Origin of the sequence: Shewanella carassii, assembly GCF_019670705.1 — a bacterium.
GTDB lineage: Bacteria > Pseudomonadota > Gammaproteobacteria > Enterobacterales > Shewanellaceae > Shewanella > Shewanella carassii.
The window spans coordinates 1241539-1262671 of the sequence record NZ_AP024618.1 but is presented as its reverse complement, the minus strand read 5'-3'; the positions used below and the strand labels follow the sequence as shown (position 1 = coordinate 1262671).

The following is a 21133-nucleotide window of genomic DNA, read 5'->3' as shown; positions in this document are numbered from 1 at the left end:
ACTAACCAGCGCACCTCCGGGTGCGCTTTTCATTGCTGAACCCAAAGATTTTTTGATTGACAGCCCAAGGGGATAGTTTTAGCTTAAATGCCATGAAATACCTTAATCGCTCGTTTTTTATTTTCTTTTTTACACCTCATTCCCGGAGGCGGCCCTGACGTGTAAAAACGAAAATGAAAATTGCCAAGCCTCCCACCAGGGAGGCTTTTTTGTCTGTATCATGCACTGAGTATTACTGGTTTAGAGGTCTGAATGAATAAAGTACCGCCGCTGGAGCGAATAAGGGATGACATCACTACCCTGGACAGGGATCTGTTGGCGCTGTTGGCCAAACGTCGACAACTCAGCCTGGAAGTCGCCCGCAGCAAAGAGGTGGACATTCGCCCTATCCGTGATACCCAGAGAGAAAAAGAACTCTTGGCAAGGTTGGTTCGCCAAGGGCGGGAACAGGGGTTGGATGCCCATTATGTCATCAGTCTCTACCAGGCCATAATTGAAGATTCAGTGCTGAACCAGCAGGCCTACCTCCAGGGCAGAGCCAATCCCGAAACCCAGAAACAGCAATACTGCATCGCCTATTTGGGCGCCAGAGGTTCATATTCCTATCTGGCCGCCAGTCGCTACTGTCAACGCCGTCAGGTAGAGATGCAGGATCTGGGTTGTCAGAACTTCGATGATATAGTGCAGGCCGTTGAGTCCGGCCATGCCGATTATGGTTTTTTGCCGATAGAGAACACCTCATCCGGCTCAATCAACGAAGTCTACGATGTGTTGCAGCACACCAGCCTGGCTATTGTGGGTGAAACCACCATAGAAGTGGGCCACTGTCTGCTGGCCAAAACGGGAAGCAAACTTGCCGATATCAAAACCGTCTACGCCCACCCCCAACCCATCAGCCAATGTAGCCGCTACCTGAGCCGCCATCCCGACTTTCGTCTGGAATATTGCGCCAGCAGCGCCGAGGCGATGGAAAAAGTTCTCCAGGGCGATAACACTGTGGCTGCTATCGGCTCCAGTGAAGGCGGCGCCCTCTACCAGTTGGAACCTCTGGAGCAGGAACTGGCCAATCAAAAAATCAACCAGAGCCGCTTTATCGTAGTGGCCCGCAAGGCGATAGAAGTGCCGGAGCAACTGCCGGCCAAGACCACTCTGATTATGGCAACCGGTCAGAAGCCAGGCGCCTTGGTGGAAGCCTTGCTGATCCTCAAAGATCACAACCTCAATATGAGTAAGCTGGAGTCACGCCCTATCCCGGGCACGCCTTGGGAAGAGATGTTTTATCTGGATGTCGATGCCAATCTGGCATCCATAGCTATGCAGCAAGCACTTGCCGAGCTTGAGCGACTCACCCGCTTTATCAAGGTACTTGGCTGTTACCCTTGTGAGACGGTCGAGCCAACTCAGCTGAGTCACAGCCAACTGTTGATTGAACCAGAGAGTTCCAGGCAGGACAGCGCCAAACCGTCACCCCAGAGACATTCCCGCCACTATAAACCGGCAAGCACAGAAATTAGTTGTGGTCAGCTCAAACTGGGACAAGGCCAGTTCGCCGCCTTGGCGCAACTGAACCTCCCCATAGATGCAGACAGCTTTGCCCCAAGCGCCAAGGCCCTCAGGGAAGCCGGATTTCAAGGGGTGGTTCTCAGTGCGCTGACGCGTCAGCCCGATGCCAAACAGCAACTGCCCAAGTTGCAGAGCCTGTTAAACCAAGCCGGGCTGCAGAGCATTGTTGCCCTGGAGCATGCAGAAGATCTGGCTCTGGCACAGACTGCGGCCGACATGCTGCTGCTCAGCGGCAAACAGATGTACAACACAGAGCTGCTCAACGCGCTTGGTGGACAGAACCTGCCGGTAATATTGGAGCGTAATCCCATGGCCAGCCAACAGGATTGGCTGACCAGCGCCGATACTCTGCTCGCCGGCGGGAATCAGCAGTTGATCCTTTGTGATGCGGGGGTCAGTGGATTGAATCAACCAGAACAACTTGTGTTGGATCTCGCCGCCCTGGTGGAACTAAAAACCCAGAGCCACTTACCGCTATTGGTAAATCCAAGTCTGTGCCTCAACCCAAGCAGCAGTGAGCAAACACTGATTGCTCAGGCCTTGGCTATCAAGGCGTTGGGCGTAGATGGTTTAATCATCGCAGCCGATGTTCGTCATGCACAGCAACATGCAGGCTTAATCGCCAAGCTGTATCAGACAGCCTGAGTCGATTCGGCAGCGGCTTTACCGGCCTCTGCCGCCTCACGGCTACGGCGGATCAAACGGGAAACCGTTGAGCCCTGCACCATGATCGAAAAGACCACCACGGCATAGGTCATTACCAGCAAGAGATCCCTGAGCTCCAGCTCGGGGGTCAGCACTATCCCCGCCGGAATACTCATGGCCATAGCCAGCGCCAGGCCGCCCTTGAGCCCGCCCCAGATCAGGATCCCCTCCGCGCCTTGGCTGTATTGCCGCATACGCCTGAACCCCAGATAAGGTAAGTACACGCTGACACATCTTGCCAACAACACCACAGGGATACTCAGCAGCACAAACCACCAGAGTTGCATATCCAGATGGGTCAACAGCAGCAGGAGCCCCAATAGCAGGAACAAGAGCGAATTGAAGAAGTGTTCAAGCAGGCCCCAGAACCTTTGCAGCAATATTCTCCCCGTGACCCCAAAGCATTTGGGCACTGTGAAATTACCCAGCACGATTCCAGCGGCCACCATGGCCAGAGGGCCGGACACCGAAAGTTTTTCTGCCATCACATAACCTGCGGTAGGCACCACCAAGGTAATCAAGAGTCTCTGGGTTTCTTCATCCGTGAGTTTCATCAGTTGATGCAGTGCAAAGGCCAGCGCCAGGCCATAGGCAATGCCGCCAACGGCCTCATGGAAAAACAGCGCGCCGACATCGGCCAGGCTCAGGGCCTCGGCGGAAAAAGCCAGCTGCGAAACAGCAACAAACAGCACCAGGCCAATGCCATCATTGAACAGCGACTCACCCTCAACCTGAATGGCAATATCCTCAGGCGCGCCGAGTTTTTTCAAGATGGCCAAAACCGCTATCGGATCGGTTGGTGATATCAAGGCCCCGAACAACAAACAATAACTCCAGGGTAGCGCCAGCCCCAGCAGCGGCATCAAATAGAAGCAAAGCGCCGCCACTGTCAGAGTGGAAATCACAGTACCAAGCAGAGCCAGACAGAGAATTTCCCATTTCTGGCTGGCCAGCACCTTGAGCCTTATCTGCAGCGCACCGGCAAAGAGCAGAAAACCCAACATACCGTTCAGCAGCAGCGCCTGAAAGTCGAGCCGCTGCAATACCGAAATGGTTTTGATATGGATATCCAGCTCGAACCACTTACCCACCACCAGAATAATCAGGCTAAGGAGCATGGCCAGGCCTGTGATGGCAATGGTTTCTTGCAGTGCGTGAAAACGGCTGGATAACAGCGAGATGATCAGTGCCAGGGCCGCCAGCACACAGAAGAGTTGATAGTCCGTCATATTTCCTTGCGATCAGGCTGACCGCTTCCCTGGTAGCAGAAAAGAGCTACATGGCTTGTCCATCTGTGAGGCTGAGCCAGCCCTTGAAGATCCGGTAGCTGAACCAGATAACCCCCAGGGCGCACAAGCTAAGGCTGAGCCACAGCGGGTTGACCCAGTAGCCCAAAGCCAGCAGCAGCACCAAACCCATAATACTGCGCCTTTGCCAGCGCAAGTGAGAGCCCAGCAGCGACAGAGGTGCAACCTGCCTTTGGCTTAAGTTAATCAACAGGCTCAGGATCACAGGCAGGAAAAACAATGGAAAGGCACACATAAGCGCATATAAAAAATGGCCCATGCTGCGATCTTCACTGGCAAATGCTTCTGAGGGTAAGCTGGTCATAGTCTGTCTCCGGCCAACATCTGGAATGCAGGGCCCAAAGCTCTTGCCCTGCTTTAACCATACTGTGAGATCGCCACTTCTGCAATGCCGGAAACAGAATTAGAAGAGGCCGGTTTCCAGTTGAATATCACTCTTCACCCGGCTGGAGCACGCCAGCACCATACCTGAGTCAATCTCATCCTGGCTGAGTGCCTGCTGGCTGCTGCTTTCCACCTCACCGGAGACAACCCGGCACTTACAGGAGCCACAAACACCGCTGCGACAGGCGGCAATAATGGGCAAGCCTTCAGACTCCAGCGCTTCAAGCAGGGTCTGCTCGCCATTGATGCTGAGCTCAAGGCCGGCAACACTCAAACGGTAATTGGCCGAACCGTCACCCGCGGGCGCCGAGGTATTTTCAGCAAAGCTTTCCTTGTGAAAACGCGTCATATCGAAATCTGCTTGCGCCAGCATCTGCTCTGTGGCCGTCATATAAGCCTCGGGGCCACAGACATACACAGTGCGCTGGCGATAATCCGGCACCAGTTGCTCCAGTGCCGCCAAGCTCAGGCGTCCCGGTAACATAGGACACTCGGCAAGGTCCCCGGAGACTGAGGCAGTCTCACTTCCCTGCTCCAGCAGATAGCCCAGCTTAAAATTATCGTGACGGCTGTTCATGGCCCGCAAACTGTCTCGGAAGATGAGATCCTGCTCGCTTCTGGCACTGTGAATAAAGGCGATATCGCTGTCAAGATAGCTGTCGGTCAGAAAACGACTCATGGAAAACATCGGCGTAATGCCACAACCGGCGCTTAAAAACAGATAGCGCTCGGCCGGTATATCGATAAGGTTAAACTGGCCGTAAGGCCCGGAAGCCATCAGGCTGTGGCCCGGCTTAAGATTATCAATAAGGTAGTTGGAAATTTTGCCGCCCTCGACCCTCTTGATGGTCAGCATCAAAGAATTGGGCCGAGATGGCGAAGAGGAGATGGTATAACAGCGGCGATACTCCTCACCGGCAATCTCCAATTGCAATGCCAAAAACTGCCCGGGCTTGAAATGAAAAGACAGCGGTTGGGCCGCTTTAAAACGAAAACTCACCACATCCGGGGTTTCCTGCCAGCGGGCGACACAAATGAGCCGCAGCTCTCCGGGAACCCATTGACCAGCCTGATATTGACTGATTGCCGGCGAAACTTGTAATGGATTGAGTGTCATCGAAACTCCCTCTACAGAGAAAGAAATGGCCGGCATGCCTACTGGCATCCCGGCCTCAAGAAATACGCATCAAGCGGCGCCGAGAATCGCCTCCAGGTCTTCCTCAACCGTGCCAACATTGCGCAGGCCGAACTTATCTTCCAGTACCTTCAGCAAATTGGCGGTCAGGAAGGCCGGAGGGGTTGGGCCGGTACGTATGTTCTTCACTCCCAGTGACAGCAAGGTCAACAGGACCACTATCGCTTTCTGCTCAAACCAGGACAGCACCAAACTCAGCGGCAGTTCGTTGATATCACACTCAAATACCTCGGACAGTGCCAACGCCAGCTGGATCGCCGAGTAGGCGTCGTTACACTGGCCGATATCCAGCAATCTGGGGATACCGTTGATATCACCGAATTCGAGCTTGTTGAACTTGTACTTGCCACAGCCCAGGGTCAGGATCAGGCTGTCTTTGGGGGCCGCCTTGGCAAGGTCGGTGAAGTAACTGCGCTCAGCCTTGTCACCATCACAGCCGCCAATCAGGAAGAAGTGACGAATATTGCCGTTCTTGACGTTTTCAACCACGGCAGGCGCCGCGTTCATCAAAGCGTTGCGGGCGAAACCTATGGTGATCATATGGGGGATCTCATCATAGGCAAAGCCTTCAAGCGCCAGTGCCTTGTCGATAACAGCACTGAAATCGTCGCCGGTCAGGTGAGTCACGCCCGGCCAACCAACGATACTGCGAGTAAAGATGCGGTCGGCATACTGACCGACATTGGGATCGATAATGCAGTTGGAGGTCATCACCACTGCGCCGGGGAAGTTGGCAAATTCCTTCTGTTGATTTTGCCAGGCGCTGCCGTAGTTCCCCACTAGATGCGGGTATTTCTTCAGTTCGGGATAGGCCAGCGCCGGCAACATCTCACCATGGGTATAGACATTGATGCCCTTGCCTTCTGTCTGTTGCAGGATGAGCTCGAGATCTTTCATATCGTGGCCCGATACCAGGATTGCCTTGCCCTTCACCGGCTTGGTGTTGACCTGAGTCGGCTCTGGATGACCAAAGGCCGCGGTTTCACCGGCATCGAGCATAGCCATCACAGAATAGTTGAGCTGACCTATCTCCATCGCGGTGGCAAACAGCTTGTCAGCATCTGTGCTATCGGTCGCCAGAAAGGCCATGATCTCGTGAAAACGACCGGCCACTTCGCTGCTGGTCTGATCCAGAACCCGGGCGTGTTCCATATAGGCAGCCGCCCCTTTCAGGCCGTAGAGGCACAGGAGTCGCAGACCGAGAATATCTTCATTGAGGTCATCACCGCGGTTGGGCGTAGCCACTTTGGCCTGCTGTAACAGCTCGGCCTTGGATGCCCCCAGCAGCAGAGTCGCCGCGGCGGACATAGGCTCGGGAGTCACGCCCCTTTGTTCGCAAAGCTCCAGATAGCGCTGCTTTAGCTGGTCTCGCAAGCGAGCGGCTTCCTTTGCATATTCGGTAATCCGCTCGTCGTCGAAGTTGACATTGGTCAGAGTGGCGAAAAATGCCTTGGGCACAAAGGTATCAACTTGCGGATCGATAACCTCAAACTCCCGGAGTTTGACGGCATAGGCGGACAGCCCCTGCAACATGTAAATCAACAGATCTTGCAGATCCGAGGTCGCGGCCAATTTACCGCACATCCCCTGGGCATAGCTGCAGCCATTACCGGCCGGGGTTCGAATGGTTTGCTCACACTGAATACAAAACACGGCATATCTCCTTTAATCATGCTTTATTTTTGCATGTTTTAAATCAGTGTACTCTTTCATCGTTCAGACGAAAGAACGTGAGTCATAAAGCTTGAAGGAGATCACCTTAAGCAATTGCTGAATAAATGGCTTTTTGACTTCTATCTTGCTGATACAAATGAAAAAGGAGCCTAAAAGGCTCCCTTGGATAAATCGCGTTGCACTGCCAGCTGAGTGACCGCCTTGAGATCAGTGACTCTTCATATCATTGACCGACTGCAGCATGCTGCGGCTCTCGCTGCGAAACTGTGGTGCAAAGTCACCGAACCATTCGGCCACCTCACGGAACTGGCGCACAAAGCCATCTCTGTCACCGGCCTTGAGCATGGCCAAAGCGCCGGCATAGTTGTCCAGATAGTCGGAGATAGCACCTAGGCTCTCCTGCTGGGCGAAGATGATATCGGCGTAAAGCTCTGGGCTTTGGGCAAACAAGCGACCGACCATGGCCAGCTCCAGCCGGTAAATCGGCGAGCTGAACTGCAGCAGGCTATCGAGATCGGCCTGCTCCCGGCACAAGTTGAGGCCATAGACAAAGCTGGAGAAGTGGCGCATCGCCTGCACCAATTGCATCGCTTTATCATGTTTGCCGGCATCCGCTTCCACCAACCGCGCTCCCCAAATAGCTATCTGCTCCAACAGCCAGGCATAGGCCTCACTCTGCCGACCATGGCACACCACGACAACCTGCTTGGCAAGGCTGCCCACATCGGGGCCAAACATGGGATGAAGTCCCACCACAGGCCCGCTGTGGGCCTCGAGCATGGCTTGCAGCGGCTCCGACTTTATCGAGGTCAGATCCGCAAGAATGCAATCCTTGGGCAAGTGCCGCAAACGGGAGCGAATAAGCTCACAGGTAATGGCAATCGGCACAGTGACCAATACCAGACCGGCACCGTCGAGGATAGCATCGGCATTATCCCAATCATCTTTATCGAGCAGATGCACTGGATAGCCGGAGAGTGTCAGCATCTGGGCAAACAGGGTACCCAACTGGCCACGGCCGCCAATGATCACCACCTTGTTGATATCCGGGTTCACCTGCTTGAAACCCACATCCTTCTCGTTGAGATAGGATTCCCGCATCAGACGCCTGAGCACATCCTCTATCAACTGCGGCGATACCCCCAGACTTTCGGCTTCTACGCGGCGCTTGGCCAACATGGCGGCCTCCCGCTGCGGTGCATAGATGGGCAGGCCGGCATTGTGTTTGACCGCACCGACCTGGGCCACCAGATCCAGCCGCTGACGCAGCAACTTGAGTAACTCTTGGTCGACGCCGTCAATCAGTCCGCGTAACTTTTCCAGCTCTGCCGTGGTTTTCTCACTCATCTCAAATCTTCCGTCAGCCATTTGCCACCCTGAGCATATCAAAGCGAGTGGGTAAAATAGAACTCAGTTGCGCCGCCCCTTGCCTGAGCAGTTGCTCCGTATCCTGCCAATCTATGCAGGCATCTGTGACCGAAACCCCATAGTCAAGCTCGGCGAGCGGCTTGTCACAGGCCTGACTACCGGCAAACAGATGGCTTTCCAACATCAAACCTATGATGGAGCGATTGCCCGCCGCTATCTGGTCAAATACATCCCGGCACACAGGCAGTTGCCGCCGATGATCTTTGTTGGAGTTGCCATGACTACAGTCGATAATCAGTCTGGCATTGAGCCCGGCACCATGCAGCTGCCGTTCACACTCGGCCACCGAGTCGGCATCATAGTTGGGGCCAGCACCACCCCGCAGGATCACATGCCCATCCGGGTTACCGGCGGTTTGTAGCAAAGCCACCTGCCCTTGTTGATTGATCCCCATGAATCTGTGACTGCTGGCCGCCGACTTGAGGGCGTTAATTGCCACCCCCAGATTGCCATCCGTACCGTTTTTAAATCCTACCGGCATGGAAAGCCCGGAGGCCATCTCCCGGTGGGTTTGTGACTCTGTGGTTCTGGCGCCTATGGCTGACCAGGTCACCAGCTCGGAAATATATTGCGGACTGATGGGATCCAGCGCTTCAGTGGCAACCGGCAACTCGAGTTCGGCCAGAAACAGCATCAACTCCCGCGCCATCCGCAACCCTTTTTCAATATTGAAGGACTCATCCATATCGGGATCATTGATCATCCCTTTCCAGCCCACAGTCGTTCGGGGCTTTTCAAAGTAGACCCGCATCAGGATAAAAAACTGGTCCTTGAGCTCGTCATGGAGCTTTTTCAGTTTGAGGGCATATTCCTTGGCCGACTCAATATCGTGAATAGAGCAAGGGCCGGTGACGACCAACACCCGGTTGTCACGCTTGTGAACTATGTCGGAAACCGTCTTGCGGGCACTGAGAATATAGCGATAACCGTGATCAGAAAGTGGCAACTGCTGCTTGAGTTCTTCGGGAGTTATGAGGACTTGTTCGGCACTGATGTGCACATTCTCTATATTACTGGACTGCATTCTGATCACCTGAAATTAATTTGCGCGACTTGCTTAATCGCATCATTGTAGCGGTACACCATTACGGCATTACACTATGCCGAGACTGGGCCAAGAGATCAAGGGCGAAACCAGAAAAAATTTTCATGTCGTCGCAAAGGTGGGAGCAATAGGCTGGGCACTTAGTCTGTGCAGGCGTGCAGGATTGTGAGCTTGGCTGACTTGTGCGCGGCAAAAATCTGCTGTCGCCAGTTCGTGGAGCAGCGAAAGAGAAAACAAAAACCCGCCATATAGGCGGGTCTCTGTGCGAACACTTGCGTCTTTATGTAGCGGCTTACTTAGTAGCCAGCTTCTCACGGATACGTGCAGACTTACCTGAACGCTCACGCAGATAGTACAGCTTGGCGCGACGAACGCGACCACGACGCTTAACTTCGATGCTGGAAATCAGTGGGCTGTGCGTTTGGAAAGCACGCTCAACACCTTCACCATTAGAGATCTTACGTACGGTAAATGCAGAGTGCAGACCGCGGTTACGCTTAGCGATAACCACGCCTTCAAAGGCCTGCAGACGCTCTTTGTCACCTTCTTTAACACGAACCTGAACGACTACGGTATCACCGGCACCGAACTCAGGTACGTCTTTTTTCATTTGCTCATCGTTGAGCATTTTAATGATGTTGTTCATAACTTACTCCGTTCTAGAATTAACTGAGCTGCGACTAGGCTGAGTCCATTGCGTCAACGAACTGCGCTAATAGAGTCGTCTGTTCGTCAGTCAGAGCTAGATTTTCAAATAATTCTGGTCGTCGCTGCAGTGTTCTTATCAAACTCTGCTGTAGACGCCAGCGTCTAATTTGTTCGTGGTTGCCGCTGAGCAACACCGCCGGAACATCCAGTCCATCGAGACATTCAGGCCGGGTATAGTGAGGACAATCCAATAATCCGTCAGAGAAGGAATCCTGCTCTGCCGAGGCCTGTTTGCCCAGCACGCCGGGAACCAGTCTCGAAACCGAATCTATCAGGGTCATTGCCGGCAATTCACCGCCCGAGAGCACGTAATCACCAATCGACCACTCCTCATCCACTTCCGTCTGAATGATGCGCTCATCGATACCTTCGTAGCGACCGCACACCAGGATCAGCTTGGATGATTGTGCCAGCTCAGATACGCCTTGCTGAGTCAGCTTGCGTCCCTGAGGTGACAGATATATCACCTTGGCTCCCTCACCTGCCGCAGCCTTGGCTGCATGAATGGCATCGCGAAGGGGCTGAACCATCATCAACATTCCGGGACCACCACCATAAGGTCTGTCGTCCACAGTGTTGTGTCTGTCATGGGTGAAATCCCTGGGATTCCACGTCTGTACTTCCAGCAGGCCATTCTTCACGGCCCGACCCGTCACGCCAAAGTCTGTTACTGCTCGAAACATCTCCGGGAACAGGGTGATTACCCCTAACCACATAAGCTGTTTCCTCGACTCAGAAGTCCGGATCCCAATCCACTAAAATCTGTTTTGCCGAAACGTTCACCTCTTTGATGAACTGTTCGGTGACAAAGGGGATCATACGTTCCGCTTTGCCAAAGCTATCTTTGGCGTTGGCCTTCACCAGCAAGACGTCATTGGATCCTGTTTCCACGATCTGATCGACCTTGCCCATGTTGTAGCCCTTGGTGTTGATCACTTCACAGCCGATAAGATCGCGCCAGTAGAATTCATCTTCCGGCAGATCTTTCATCTGCTCAGGCAGTATGCCGATCTCACAGTTAGTGAGCATCTGCGCCCGCTCCCGCGTCTCTACCCCTTCAAGTGCGGCAACAACCGCCTTGCCCTGATAGCGCCACTGGGTGACCTTCACTTCACGCCATTCGCCCTGCTCTTTAATGAGCCAAGGTGAATAGTCAAAAATACCTTCAACAGAATCGGTATAGGCGGTGATTTTCAGCCAACCTTTAATGCCATAGCTGGAACCAAGTTTGCCCAACACGATTGGCTGTGGGTTACTGCTCATCAATCTATACCTTAAACGCTATTAAGCAGCTGCTTTACGAGCGTCTTTGATCAGTTTTGCTACGCGTTCTGTAGTTGCAGCACCGTTTGCAACCCAGTGCTCAACACGGTCCAGATCCAGGCGCAGAGTTTCTTCCTGACCTTTGGCCAGAGGGTTGAAGAAACCTACACGCTCGATGAAACGACCGTCACGGGCATTGCGGCTATCAGCAACAACGATGTTGTAAAATGGACGCTTTTTCGCGCCACCACGAGCTAAACGAATGGTAACCATGCGTTCTTTATCCTCTAATGATTTGCTTTTCAGCAAAAATAAAAACTGGAACCCCGTGTTCGCGAAGAGTCCCAGATAGAAAGCCGGAAGATTTTACCTGACTTTCGGGCGATTGCAACCGATCCCGGCTAATTTTACAACGCCCATTCACAGCTTATCCCAAGCGGGACAATAGCTAAGGAAGGTATTCACCTTCCTGGTAAGGTTATTCTGTATCAGCGACCGGGGAACTTCATTCCCGGAGGCAGCATACCTCCCAGGCCGCGCATCATCTTATGCATGCCGCCTTTGGCAGACATTTTTTTCATCATTTTCTGCATCTGGGTAAACTGCTTCAGCAAGCGGTTTACATCTTGAATTTGAGTGCCTGAACCGGCGGCGATGCGGCGTTTACGCGAGCCCTTGATCATGTCCGGGCGCTTACGCTCATCCGGCGTCATGGAGTTAATAATAGCCTCCATCTGACCTGTGAGCTTACCGTTTTGTACCTGCGCTAAAGCATCGGGAGGCAGTTGACCGACACCGGGTAGTTTTTCCAGCATCCCCATCATGCCGCCCATATTCTTCATCTGTTGCAGCTGCTCACGGAAGTCTTCCAGGTCAAAACTGCCGCCGGACTTCACTTTTGAGGCCAGCTTAAGGGCTTTTTCCTTATCGACACCGCGCTCAACTTCTTCGATGAGCGACAATACGTCACCCATCCCTAGAATACGGGAAGCGACCCGGTCTGGATGGAAAGGCTCGAGGGCATCAGTTTTTTCACCCACACCCAGGAACTTAATCGGTTTACCTGTGATGTGACGAATGGACAGGGCGGCACCGCCTCTGGCATCACCATCCACCTTGGTGAGGATCACCCCGGTCAGCGGCAGCGCTTCATTAAAGGCCTTGGCGGTATTAGCCGCATCTTGACCTGTCATGGCATCGACCACAAACAAGGTTTCAACCGGCTTGACCGCAGCGTGCAGCGCCTTGATCTCATCCATCATCGCCTCGTCCACATGCAGACGACCGGCGGTATCCAGAATCACTACATCGATAAACTTACGCTTGGCGTAAGCGATGGCGGCATTGGCGATATCCACCGGTTTTTGACTAACGTCCGATGGGAAGAATTCGACTTCAACTTCATTGGCCAGGGTTTCCAGCTGCTTGATCGCCGCCGGACGGTATACGTCGGCACTGACCACGAGCACAGACTTCTTCTGTCTGGTACGCAGGAACTTACCCAGCTTAGCGACACTGGTGGTTTTACCCGCGCCCTGCAGACCGGCCATCATCAATACGGCAGGCGGCTGAGCGGCTAAGTTGAGGGCCTCATTGGCCTCCCCCATGGCTTTTTCCAGTTCGCTCTGAACAATTTTGACGAACACCTGCCCTGGGGTCAGGCTCTTGGCCACTTCCTGGCCAACGGCACGTTCTTTGACGCTGCTGACAAATTCCCGCACCACTGGCAGGGCCACATCGGCCTCCAGCAGTGCCATACGAACTTCGCGCAGGGTGTCCTTCACGTTCTCTTCAGTCAAGCGACCCCGACCACTGATATTTTTCAGGGTGCGGGACAATCTGTCGGTGAGATTCTCAAACATCGTCCAGTTCTATACCGTTTATGAATGTAAAATGATGGGGCGTATTATAACTATGCCAGGGTATTAATGCAGCTTTGTTCTCAAGATGGGGTTAAATCGGCACTTATCAAGGTGCAAATGAATATTTTGTCCCAAGATGAATGGGAACCAATTGTCGCAATTTATGCACTAACTGTCGGGAACTGCATAATTTTGTCGTCTGGGTCACTGCCCAATTGCCAGTAGCTCATGTTATTCTAACGCAAGCAAGTTTTTCTGAAACTGCCCACAGAGGCTAATTACACATAAGGATAGGTTAATCCCAGATGGTCATTCTCTCTGCTGCCGCGATGTTTTTCTACAGCATAGCGCTGATATTAGTGACAAGCCGCTTGTTTCACGTTGAGGGGCCCAACCGCCGCGCCGTGGCCGGTTTTGCCGCCTTGGGTGTGATACTGCACGCCGCAGCTCTATACCAGGCGATCTTTACCGCCGATGGCCAGAATTTCAGCCTGACCAATGTGATATCCATGGTGAACTGGATCATCGCTTTGGCATTCACCCTAGTGCTTTCCCGTATCAAGGTCATCGTCTTGGTGCCAGTTGTGTATGCCTGCTCTGTGATATCCGTTTCCCTGTTATGGCTACTGCCACCCAAATACATTACCCATTTTGAACTGCACCCCGAAGTGTTGGTTCATGTGGTATTGTCGCTGATGGCCTACAGTGCCTTGATGATAGCGGCACTCTATGCCATCCAATTAGCCTTTATTCAGAACAAGCTAAAGAAAAAGCAGCTGATGTTGAGTCCGGCGTTACCCCCTTTGATGACGGTCGAAAAACAGCTATACCACCTGATTATCATAGGGGTAATTCTGCTGAGTCTATCACTGGCCACCGGCTTTATCTTCCTCGATGATATGTTTGCCGATGGCAAGGGGCACAAGGCGGTACTTTCCATTCTGGCCTGGTTCGTTTATATCGCCATGCTGTGGCAGCAGTATACCGTGGGTTGCCGTATCCGCAGTGCGGTGATCTACAGTCTGACAGGCGCCAGCCTGCTCTCCCTGGCTTATTTTGGCGCCCGCATCGTCAAAGAGCTGATCCTGAACTAATCTGAACCGAGTCAGGCAGGGCTAGACCTTTGCCTGACTTGACACTCCATACAATTGCCAGTATTTACTAACATTCGCTATTCCTGACGGGGCCCCTTTTTTGGACGATATATCGACCGGCATACTCCTGATAATTCTACTGCTGTTAATCCTGATTTCGGCGTATTTTTCCGGTTCGGAAACCGCCATGATGACCCTCAACCGCTACCGGTTACGTCATTTGGCCAACAATGGCCACAAAGGTGCAAAACGCGCCATCAAACTACTCGAGCGTCCAGATAAACTCATTGGCCTGATCCTCATAGGCAATAACCTGGTCAATATCCTGGCCTCCTCAATCGCCACTATTTTAGGGATCCGCCTCTGGGGTGACTTGGGGTTGGCCATCGCCACCGGGGTACTGACACTCGTGGTCTTGGTATTTGCCGAAGTGACGCCCAAAACTGTGGCGGCACTGCATCCCGAACGTATCGCCTTCCCTTCCAGCCTGGTTCTCAAGTGGTTACTGTGGTTATTTCTCCCCCTGGTCAAGATTGTTAATATTATTACCTCCTTTATCCTTAGGCTGATGAGCATACGCTCCATCCGAGCCGATGATGCCTTGAGCCAGGAAGAGCTGCGCACCGTAGTGCATGAAGCCGGGGCCCTGATCCCAAGACGCCACCAAGAGATGTTGCTGTCGATTCTGGATCTGGAAAAGGTCACAGTGGAAGACATCATGGTGCCCCGCTCCGAGCTCTATGCCATCAATATCAATGATGACTTCAAAAGCATCAACAAGCAGGTTATTCAGAGCCCGCATACCCGGGTACTCTTGTATCGTGACAACATAGATGATGCCGTGGGTTTTGTGCATCTGCGTGATGCCTTGAGACTGCAGTCCAAGGAGCAGTTCAGTAAATCCTCGCTACTTAGAGCCGTGAAAGAGTTGTACTTTATTCCCGAGGGTACACCGCTCAACGTGCAATTGGCCAACTTCCAGCACAATAAGGAACGCATAGGCCTGGTGGTGGATGAATACGGTGATATTCAAGGATTGGTGACGCTGGAAGATATTCTCGAGGAAATCGTCGGTGACTTTACCACCTCCATGGTCACTACTCCCAGCGAAGATATTACCCCGCAGCAGGATGGCAGCTTCCTGATCGATGCCACCATCAATATCCGCGATCTCAACAAAGAGATGGAATGGGACTTCCCCACCGACGGCCCCAAGACCCTCAATGGTTTGATCCTGGAATATCTGGAAGAGATACCCCAGGCCAATACCAGCCTGAGGCTCGCGGGTTACCCGATGGAAGTGGTGGAAGTGGCCGACAACATGATCAAGACAGTGCGGATCATGCCGCAGTTTTATCGCCCATCCTGAAAATCAACCCGCTTTGAGCTGAGTCATTGGGCAGTATTGGCTGCCCTTCTGGCGGCTTCCAGTGCCCGGCGTTTGTCCCGGGCTATCGCGGTGATGGTGTTATCCAACTCACCTTCCAGTCCCAGCATAAAAAACACTTCGGCCATTAGGAAAAAGGGGCCTATAAGCAGCTGATTGAGATCATCGATAAAGGCCGGTTTGGCCTTTTCATACTTGTGGCCGATAAACTGGAATATCCAACCTATGACGAAAACCGTTATACCCAACCAGATATTGGCATAGCCCAGGGTATAGAGCCATTCGGTCGTCAGAATCACCGGCAGGATAAACAGCGCCAGTCCCAGCGCCAAACGCCAATGCAGCTTGATGTAATAAAGCATCCCCCCAACAGCCAGCAACATGGCGACGCTGAGAGTGCCGCTTGAAAAAGGCAGGCGCCACAACGACAGCATTAAAAATACTGACCAGATAATCAATGGAATACCGATAAAATGAGTTTTGATATTGGTAGGGTTCAGATGCACACTCTTATAGGTAGACAACTGTTCAACAGCCGACTTCATGACGCTCTCCTTGGTTTTGTTATTATTCTCCTCCCGCCAAGCAGGGACCTCGAGTGTCTGGTTTATTCAAGTGCAGGCATACATCACAAGCGCTTGCTCAGGCCTAAGGCCTTTTACGCTTAAGACTTTGACTTGGGTAGATGCCTGCCCCTGATAATCAAAGGCGATTAGAACCGCTTGATAACTTGAGAGTACCGCAACAATTAACCAGTGACAACGCCATCAAAAAAGGAGCCTCTCGGCTCCTCTCATGCTTTGACAAAACTGTACTTTGACAAACAGATAGCCTGGCAGACTTGGACAAAGCTCTTAGTAACAGACAAGGCTTAGTTGTGCTAGTCGCTTAAGATAACCGTCGCCACCGCATAGTGACGTTCATCGGCAATGGACAGTAGTGCCCGCTTGGCGCCCAGTGTTTCCAGGCGTTGGCGCGCCCCATCACTGAATTCAAGCTGGGGCGCACCATCGGCATTATTGCTGATATGAATATGCTGAAACGAAACTCCGCGGCCAATTCCGGTTCCCAGGGCCTTGGCAGCCGCTTCCTTGGCCGCAAAGCGCTTGGCCAGAAATCGCGCCGGTTCGCTCAACGTCTCAAAGCGGGCATATTCGGCCTCGGTCAGCACCCGTTTGGCCAGCCTATCGCCGCCCCGCTCCAACTGAGCCTCAATGCGGGCGATTTCCACTATGTCGGTTCCCAGTCCCAGCACAGCCATTACTCGCCTCTGCGACCTTCCAGCATAAGTTGCTTCATATCTCTGACCGCCTTGTCCAGGCCGTCTATCGCCGCCCTGGCTATGATGGCGTGGCCGATATTCAGCTCATGCAGCTCGGGAATGGCCGCTATTGGCTTCACATTGTGATAGTGCAACCCGTGCCCAGCGTTGACCACCAGGCCCTTGCCATGAGCATAGGCAGCCATTTCCGTGATACGGGCCAACTCCTCGCTCTCCTCTTCAGCGCTATGGGCGTCGGCGTAGCGGCCGGTATGAATTTCTATCACGGGCGCCCCCACGGCAACGGCAGCATCTATCTGCTCGCGGTTGGCATCGATAAAGAGTGATACCTTAATGCCCTGCTCGGCTAGACGTTTAACCGCCGCGGCGATTTTCGGCTGCTGACCGGCAACGTCCAAGCCGCCCTCTGTAGTAAGCTCCTCACGTTTTTCCGGCACCAGACAAACATAGGCAGGCTTAACCTCACAGGCGATATCCAGCATCTCTTCGGTGACCGCCATTTCCAGATTCATCCGGGTCTTGAGCGTCTTGGCCAGCAGATAGACATCGCGATCCACTATGTGGCGTCTGTCTTCACGCAGATGGATAGTGATCCCCTCAGCGCCGGCGTGCTCTGCCACGGCCGCTGCATGCACAGGATCCGGGTAATGGGTGCCACGCACCTGCCGCAAGGTGGCGATATGATCTATGTTCACCCCTAACAAGATTCGATTCATCTGTAACTCCTTGATAATTCCTGGAATGCACCGGCCTGTTCGGCGGTATAAAAGCAGTTTCTATTCTCTGCCCATTGTAACGGCAGCATTTGAAAAAAGCGGGCTGAAGAGCTCATTTATCCCCTCGGTTTTGCGGCTGTGGCTCCCTTGGCAAATTTCCCCCCCGGCGGGCAAACAACTGCCTGCTGAGCAGTGGCTTATCGCCGAGCAGTGGCCGGAGCAATTGCCGGGTCAAAGCTTTGGCGGCTTGCCAATCCTCTTGCCGAAGGCGATTTTCAGCCAATGCCAACAGAGTGCTTCCCGGTAGCGCCTCTTGCCGCTTGGCATCACCAACAAAGGGGATGAACCCCTGTTCGGGAATGAATCTGTAGCAGCCATCAGCTTGGATCTCGGCGCCATCGGCATCCTTCAGTAGCGAGGGCATGCAGCCAAGCTCGGATAAGAGTCTGAGCTCGAAATAGCGCAGTGTTGTCTGCTCAAAGCCCTTGGCCAGCGCCAGCAGGCTCTGATGATAACTGAAAAACAGCGCTTCGCCACTCTGGTGGTTACCCAGTACCCGCACCAAGAGTTCATTGAGGTACATGGCCGCATATAAAGCGTCCCCGGACAGGGGCACTGCCGGGGACGCACTTTCAATTTGAGTCAGGGTTCTGAGGTCGCTGCGGCCAGTCAATTGGAACAGCAGCGGCTGAAACGGCTGCACTATGCTCTTTATCGAGCGCTTGCCACTGCCGACTCTGGCAACGGCGTCGACCCGACCAAGGCCATCCACCAACAGGTTCAACAACATGCTGGATTCCCGATAGGGCCGGGCGTGCAGCACATAGCCTCGCAGCATAGTCGACCTCAGTCTTCGCCGTAACCCAGACTGCGAAGGGCGCGTTCATCATCGGCCCAGCCCGACTTCACCTTGACCCAGACTTCCAGGAACACTTTGTTATCAAATAACTGCTCCATGTCCTTGCGGGCCTCGGTGGCGATAGTACGAATTCTCTCGCCCTTCTTGCCGATCACCATGCGTTTCTGACCGTCACGTTCAACCAGAATAAGCGCATTGATCTGATAGACGCCATTCTCCATCATCTTGAACTGCTCGATTTCCACCGTGGCATCATAAGGCAGCTCATCACCAAGAAAACGCATCAGTTTTTCACGGACGATTTCAGAGGCCATAAAGCGTTGTGAACGGTCGGTAATATAGTCTTCCGGGAAATAGTGCACGCTCTCGGGCAGTGATTCTTTCGCCAGCGACATCAAACGGCCAACGTTGGTACCCGACTTGGCAGAGATGGGCACAATTTCATCGAAGGCATACTTCTGCCCCAGGGCTTCCAGGTGCGGAAACAGTGTCTCTTTATCCTTGATATAGTCGACCTTGTTCACCGCCAGCACTGTCTTGCGCTCATTGCCGCCATGACGCAGCTTATTGAGCACCATTTCGTCATCGGCGGTCCAGTTGAGACCATCGACCACAAAGATCACCATGCAGACATCGGCCAGCGAGCTGGCGGCGGCGCGATTCATCAAACGGTTGATGGCGCGCTTTTCCTCTATGTGCAATCCAGGGGTGTCGATAAAGACTATCTGCGATGGGCCTTCGGTGTGGATCCCCATGATCCTGTGGCGGGTGGTTTGCGGCTTACGGGAGGTGATACTCACCTTTTGGCCGAGCAAACGGTTGAGCAAGGTGGACTTGCCGACATTGGGGCGACCGACTATGGCCACCATACCGCAGTAAGTGACATCATAGGCGGGTGTCGGTGACGGCTGGTTCATCTTGGCCAGCAGTTCATCCAGGCTCGGCTCCTGGGCCGGTACCTCTGGGATCTTACTCATTTTTTCAGTAACTCCAATATCCCAGCAGCGGCTTGCTGCTCGGCTTTTCTGCGTGAACTGCCGGTACCGGATACGGCTTGATCCAGCTCTTCGATACGACATTCTACGGTAAAGGTCTGATCGTGCGCCTCGCCAGAAACCGCCACCACTTTATACTCAGGCAGAGGTTTCTTATAACCCTGCAGGTATTCCTGCAGCTGGGTCTTGGCATCTTTCTGGCTGACCCCGGGTTGAATCGCCTTCAGTCGCTGCTGGTACCAGCTCAAGAGCAGTGGTCGACAGGTTTCCAGATCAGAGTCCAGGTAGATGGCGCCTATGATGGCCTCCACTGCATCGGCGAGAATGGATTCGCGGCGAAAACCGCCACTCTTGAGCTCGCCCGGACCCAGGGTCAGATAGTCACCCAGCTTAAACTCCTTGGCAATTATCGCCAGGGTATCACCGCGCACTAAGGTCGCACGCATCCGGCTGAGATCGCCTTCGGTCGCCTTGGGGAACTGATGATACAGGGCATCGGAAATCACTATCGACAGAATAGAGTCTCCGAGAAACTCCAACCGCTCGTTATGCTTGTTGGCCGCACTTCTGTGAGTCATGGCCTGCTCCAGCAGTGCCATGTTATTGAATTCATACCCCAGAGTACGACACAGACGGGCAAAATTCTTCACAGGTTCTCTCACTTCAAACCACCTACACGCTCAAAACGCACACCGCTTGGCACCCAGGTAGGTAACCAATCCTGAGGCTGGCGCTCAAACTCAAAACTTATCCAAATTGCCACAGCCTTACCTACCAGATTCGCTTCGGGTACAAAGCCCCAGAAACGGCTGTCGGTACTGTTGTCGCGGTTATCGCCCATGGCAAAGTAGTGACCTTCAGGTACGACAAACTCCCCTTGGGCAAAGCCTGGCTCACGGTAATAGAAGGCCGATGGCTCAGGGCGGGCCGGGTTGATCAGAATATCGTGAGTCACCTCACCCAGTTGCTCGCGAAAACGCAGCAGATCCACGCCATCATCCTGGAACTCACCTTTATTGACTGGCACTCTCAATACCAGTTTAGGGCCTGGACAAGGTTGTTGCTCCTTACAGGCTTCCTGAATATAGAGTTCCTTGTTGCGATAGATGATCTTATCGCCTGGCAAACCGATAACCCGTTTGATGTAATCGACCCGTTCATCTTTAGGGTATTTGAATACTATGATGTCGCCGCGCTCCGGCTCGCCGGTTTCCACCAGCTTATTGCGCCATACAGGATCTTTCAGGCCATAGCTGAATTTTTCCACCAGAATGAAGTCACCCACCAGCAGGGTTGGCATCATGGAGCCGGACGGGATCTGAAACGGCTCGTACAAAAAAGATCTCAGGATTAGCACAAAGGCTATCACAGGGAAAATGGACTTGGAGGTTTCCACATAACCTGGCTCCTGGATGATTTTTTCAGTGACTTCATCGGTCAGGGTGCCATTTTGCGCTTGGGCCAGTGCCAGTTTAGCCTGACGCTTGGGGGCCAGCACAAAGGCATCGAGTGCCCAAATAAGGCCACTGACCAAGGTCACCAGCACCAGAATAATGGAAAAATAGGCTGCCATTGGTTAATTAACTCCTGCCTTGTATTAAATTAGAATAAGTCTTGTCAGCTTTAGTTAGTTTACCCATATTTGCCGTTCCAGGGACAGGTCTCC

Annotated in this window: 21 protein-coding genes and 1 other annotated feature; of the genes, 3 read left to right on the top strand and 18 right to left on the bottom strand. The window is 53.2% G+C overall.

Annotated features, from left to right (window positions below):
- Positions 1-94: 94 nt before the first annotated feature.
- Positions 95-214 (top strand) — a sequence feature (Phe leader region).
- Between the two features lie 38 nt (positions 215-252).
- Complete coding sequence (locus K5621_RS05875) at positions 253-2208, top strand: chorismate mutase (protein ID WP_221050682.1); 1956 nt, start codon at positions 253-255, stop codon at positions 2206-2208.
- Here the strand turns inward: K5621_RS05875 and K5621_RS05870 are convergent.
- From K5621_RS05870 to ffh, 11 genes are all read right to left on the bottom strand, one after another.
- Positions 2196-3497, bottom strand: coding sequence for a cation:proton antiporter (locus K5621_RS05870; protein ID WP_221050681.1), 1302 nt, complete (start codon positions 3495-3497; stop codon positions 2196-2198). The two genes, K5621_RS05875 and K5621_RS05870, sit on opposite strands and share 13 nt — an antisense overlap.
- Positions 3498-3543: 46 nt before the next feature.
- Positions 3544-3879 (bottom strand): hypothetical protein, encoded by a 336-nt coding sequence (locus tag K5621_RS05865; protein WP_144362008.1) that lies wholly within the window; start codon positions 3877-3879, stop codon positions 3544-3546.
- 99 nt (positions 3880-3978) lie between these two features.
- On the bottom strand, positions 3979-5076 hold the full coding sequence (locus K5621_RS05860; RefSeq protein ID WP_245003140.1) for an FAD-binding oxidoreductase: 1098 nt from the start codon (positions 5074-5076) through the stop codon (positions 3979-3981).
- A gap of 69 nt (positions 5077-5145) precedes the next feature.
- A complete protein-coding gene (gene hcp, locus K5621_RS05855) occupies positions 5146-6807 on the bottom strand; it encodes a hydroxylamine reductase (protein ID WP_221050680.1) in 1662 nt (553 codons plus the stop codon).
- A 228-nt stretch (positions 6808-7035) separates the two neighbouring features.
- Positions 7036-8175, bottom strand: a complete 1140-nt coding sequence (gene tyrA, locus K5621_RS05850) for a bifunctional chorismate mutase/prephenate dehydrogenase (RefSeq protein ID WP_071477219.1) — start codon at positions 8173-8175, stop codon at positions 7036-7038.
- A gap of 13 nt (positions 8176-8188) precedes the next feature.
- Positions 8189-9280 (bottom strand): 3-deoxy-7-phosphoheptulonate synthase, encoded by a 1092-nt coding sequence (locus K5621_RS05845; protein WP_025887857.1) that lies wholly within the window; start codon positions 9278-9280, stop codon positions 8189-8191.
- 313 nt (positions 9281-9593) lie between these two features.
- Complete coding sequence (rplS, locus tag K5621_RS05840; RefSeq protein ID WP_025010567.1) at positions 9594-9947, bottom strand: 50S ribosomal protein L19; 354 nt, start codon at positions 9945-9947, stop codon at positions 9594-9596.
- Positions 9948-9981: 34 nt separating this feature from the next.
- Positions 9982-10725: a tRNA (guanosine(37)-N1)-methyltransferase TrmD gene (gene trmD, locus K5621_RS05835; RefSeq protein WP_093982523.1), complete on the bottom strand. Its 744-nt coding sequence runs from the start codon at positions 10723-10725 to the stop codon at positions 9982-9984.
- 16 nt (positions 10726-10741) lie between these two features.
- Positions 10742-11272 (bottom strand): ribosome maturation factor RimM, encoded by a 531-nt coding sequence (gene rimM, locus K5621_RS05830; RefSeq protein ID WP_025010565.1) that lies wholly within the window; start codon positions 11270-11272, stop codon positions 10742-10744.
- A 21-nt stretch (positions 11273-11293) separates the two neighbouring features.
- Positions 11294-11545, bottom strand: a complete 252-nt coding sequence (gene rpsP, locus K5621_RS05825) for a 30S ribosomal protein S16 (RefSeq protein WP_100142022.1) — start codon at positions 11543-11545, stop codon at positions 11294-11296.
- 215 nt (positions 11546-11760) lie between these two features.
- Positions 11761-13134 carry a signal recognition particle protein gene (gene ffh / locus K5621_RS05820; RefSeq protein WP_162207048.1) on the bottom strand — a complete coding sequence of 458 codons (1374 nt, stop codon included), beginning with the start codon at positions 13132-13134 and terminating at the stop codon, positions 11761-11763.
- 305 nt (positions 13135-13439) lie between these two features.
- Between ffh and K5621_RS05815 the strand changes: the two genes are divergently transcribed.
- Together K5621_RS05815 and K5621_RS05810 are read left to right on the top strand one after the other, a co-directional pair.
- On the top strand, positions 13440-14228 hold the full coding sequence (locus K5621_RS05815) for a cytochrome C assembly family protein (protein WP_221050679.1): 789 nt from the start codon (positions 13440-13442) through the stop codon (positions 14226-14228).
- A gap of 100 nt (positions 14229-14328) precedes the next feature.
- The gene (locus K5621_RS05810) at positions 14329-15597 is read left to right on the top strand and encodes an HlyC/CorC family transporter (protein ID WP_100142025.1); all 1269 of its coding nucleotides are present in this window, start codon (positions 14329-14331) and stop codon (positions 15595-15597) included.
- A 23-nt stretch (positions 15598-15620) separates the two neighbouring features.
- Here the strand turns inward: K5621_RS05810 and K5621_RS05805 are convergent, their stop codons facing one another.
- The 7 genes from K5621_RS05805 to lepB all read right to left on the bottom strand — a co-directional run bounded on the left by K5621_RS05805 (position 15621) and on the right by lepB (position 21040).
- Complete coding sequence (locus tag K5621_RS05805) at positions 15621-16160, bottom strand: Mpo1 family 2-hydroxy fatty acid dioxygenase (protein ID WP_221050678.1); 540 nt, start codon at positions 16158-16160, stop codon at positions 15621-15623.
- Between the two features lie 335 nt (positions 16161-16495).
- A complete protein-coding gene (gene acpS, locus K5621_RS05800) occupies positions 16496-16876 on the bottom strand; it encodes a holo-ACP synthase (RefSeq protein ID WP_221050677.1) in 381 nt (126 codons plus the stop codon).
- Positions 16876-17613 (bottom strand): pyridoxine 5'-phosphate synthase, encoded by a 738-nt coding sequence (pdxJ, locus tag K5621_RS05795; protein ID WP_071477137.1) that lies wholly within the window; start codon positions 17611-17613, stop codon positions 16876-16878. The genes acpS and pdxJ overlap by 1 nt, the downstream gene beginning before the upstream one ends.
- A 112-nt stretch (positions 17614-17725) precedes the next feature.
- On the bottom strand, positions 17726-18451 hold the full coding sequence (gene recO / locus K5621_RS05790) for a DNA repair protein RecO (protein WP_221050676.1): 726 nt from the start codon (positions 18449-18451) through the stop codon (positions 17726-17728).
- An 8-nt stretch (positions 18452-18459) separates the two neighbouring features.
- Positions 18460-19449 carry a GTPase Era gene (gene era / locus K5621_RS05785; RefSeq protein WP_144362021.1) on the bottom strand — a complete coding sequence of 330 codons (990 nt, stop codon included), beginning with the start codon at positions 19447-19449 and terminating at the stop codon, positions 18460-18462.
- A complete protein-coding gene (rnc, locus tag K5621_RS05780) occupies positions 19446-20129 on the bottom strand; it encodes a ribonuclease III (protein WP_280638582.1) in 684 nt (227 codons plus the stop codon). Before rnc ends, era begins: the two co-directional genes overlap by 4 nt.
- Entirely contained in the window at positions 20126-21040 is a 915-nt protein-coding gene (gene lepB / locus K5621_RS05775) for a signal peptidase I (RefSeq protein WP_100142030.1), read from the bottom strand. Before lepB ends, rnc begins: the two co-directional genes overlap by 4 nt.
- Positions 21041-21133 lie beyond the last annotated feature (93 nt).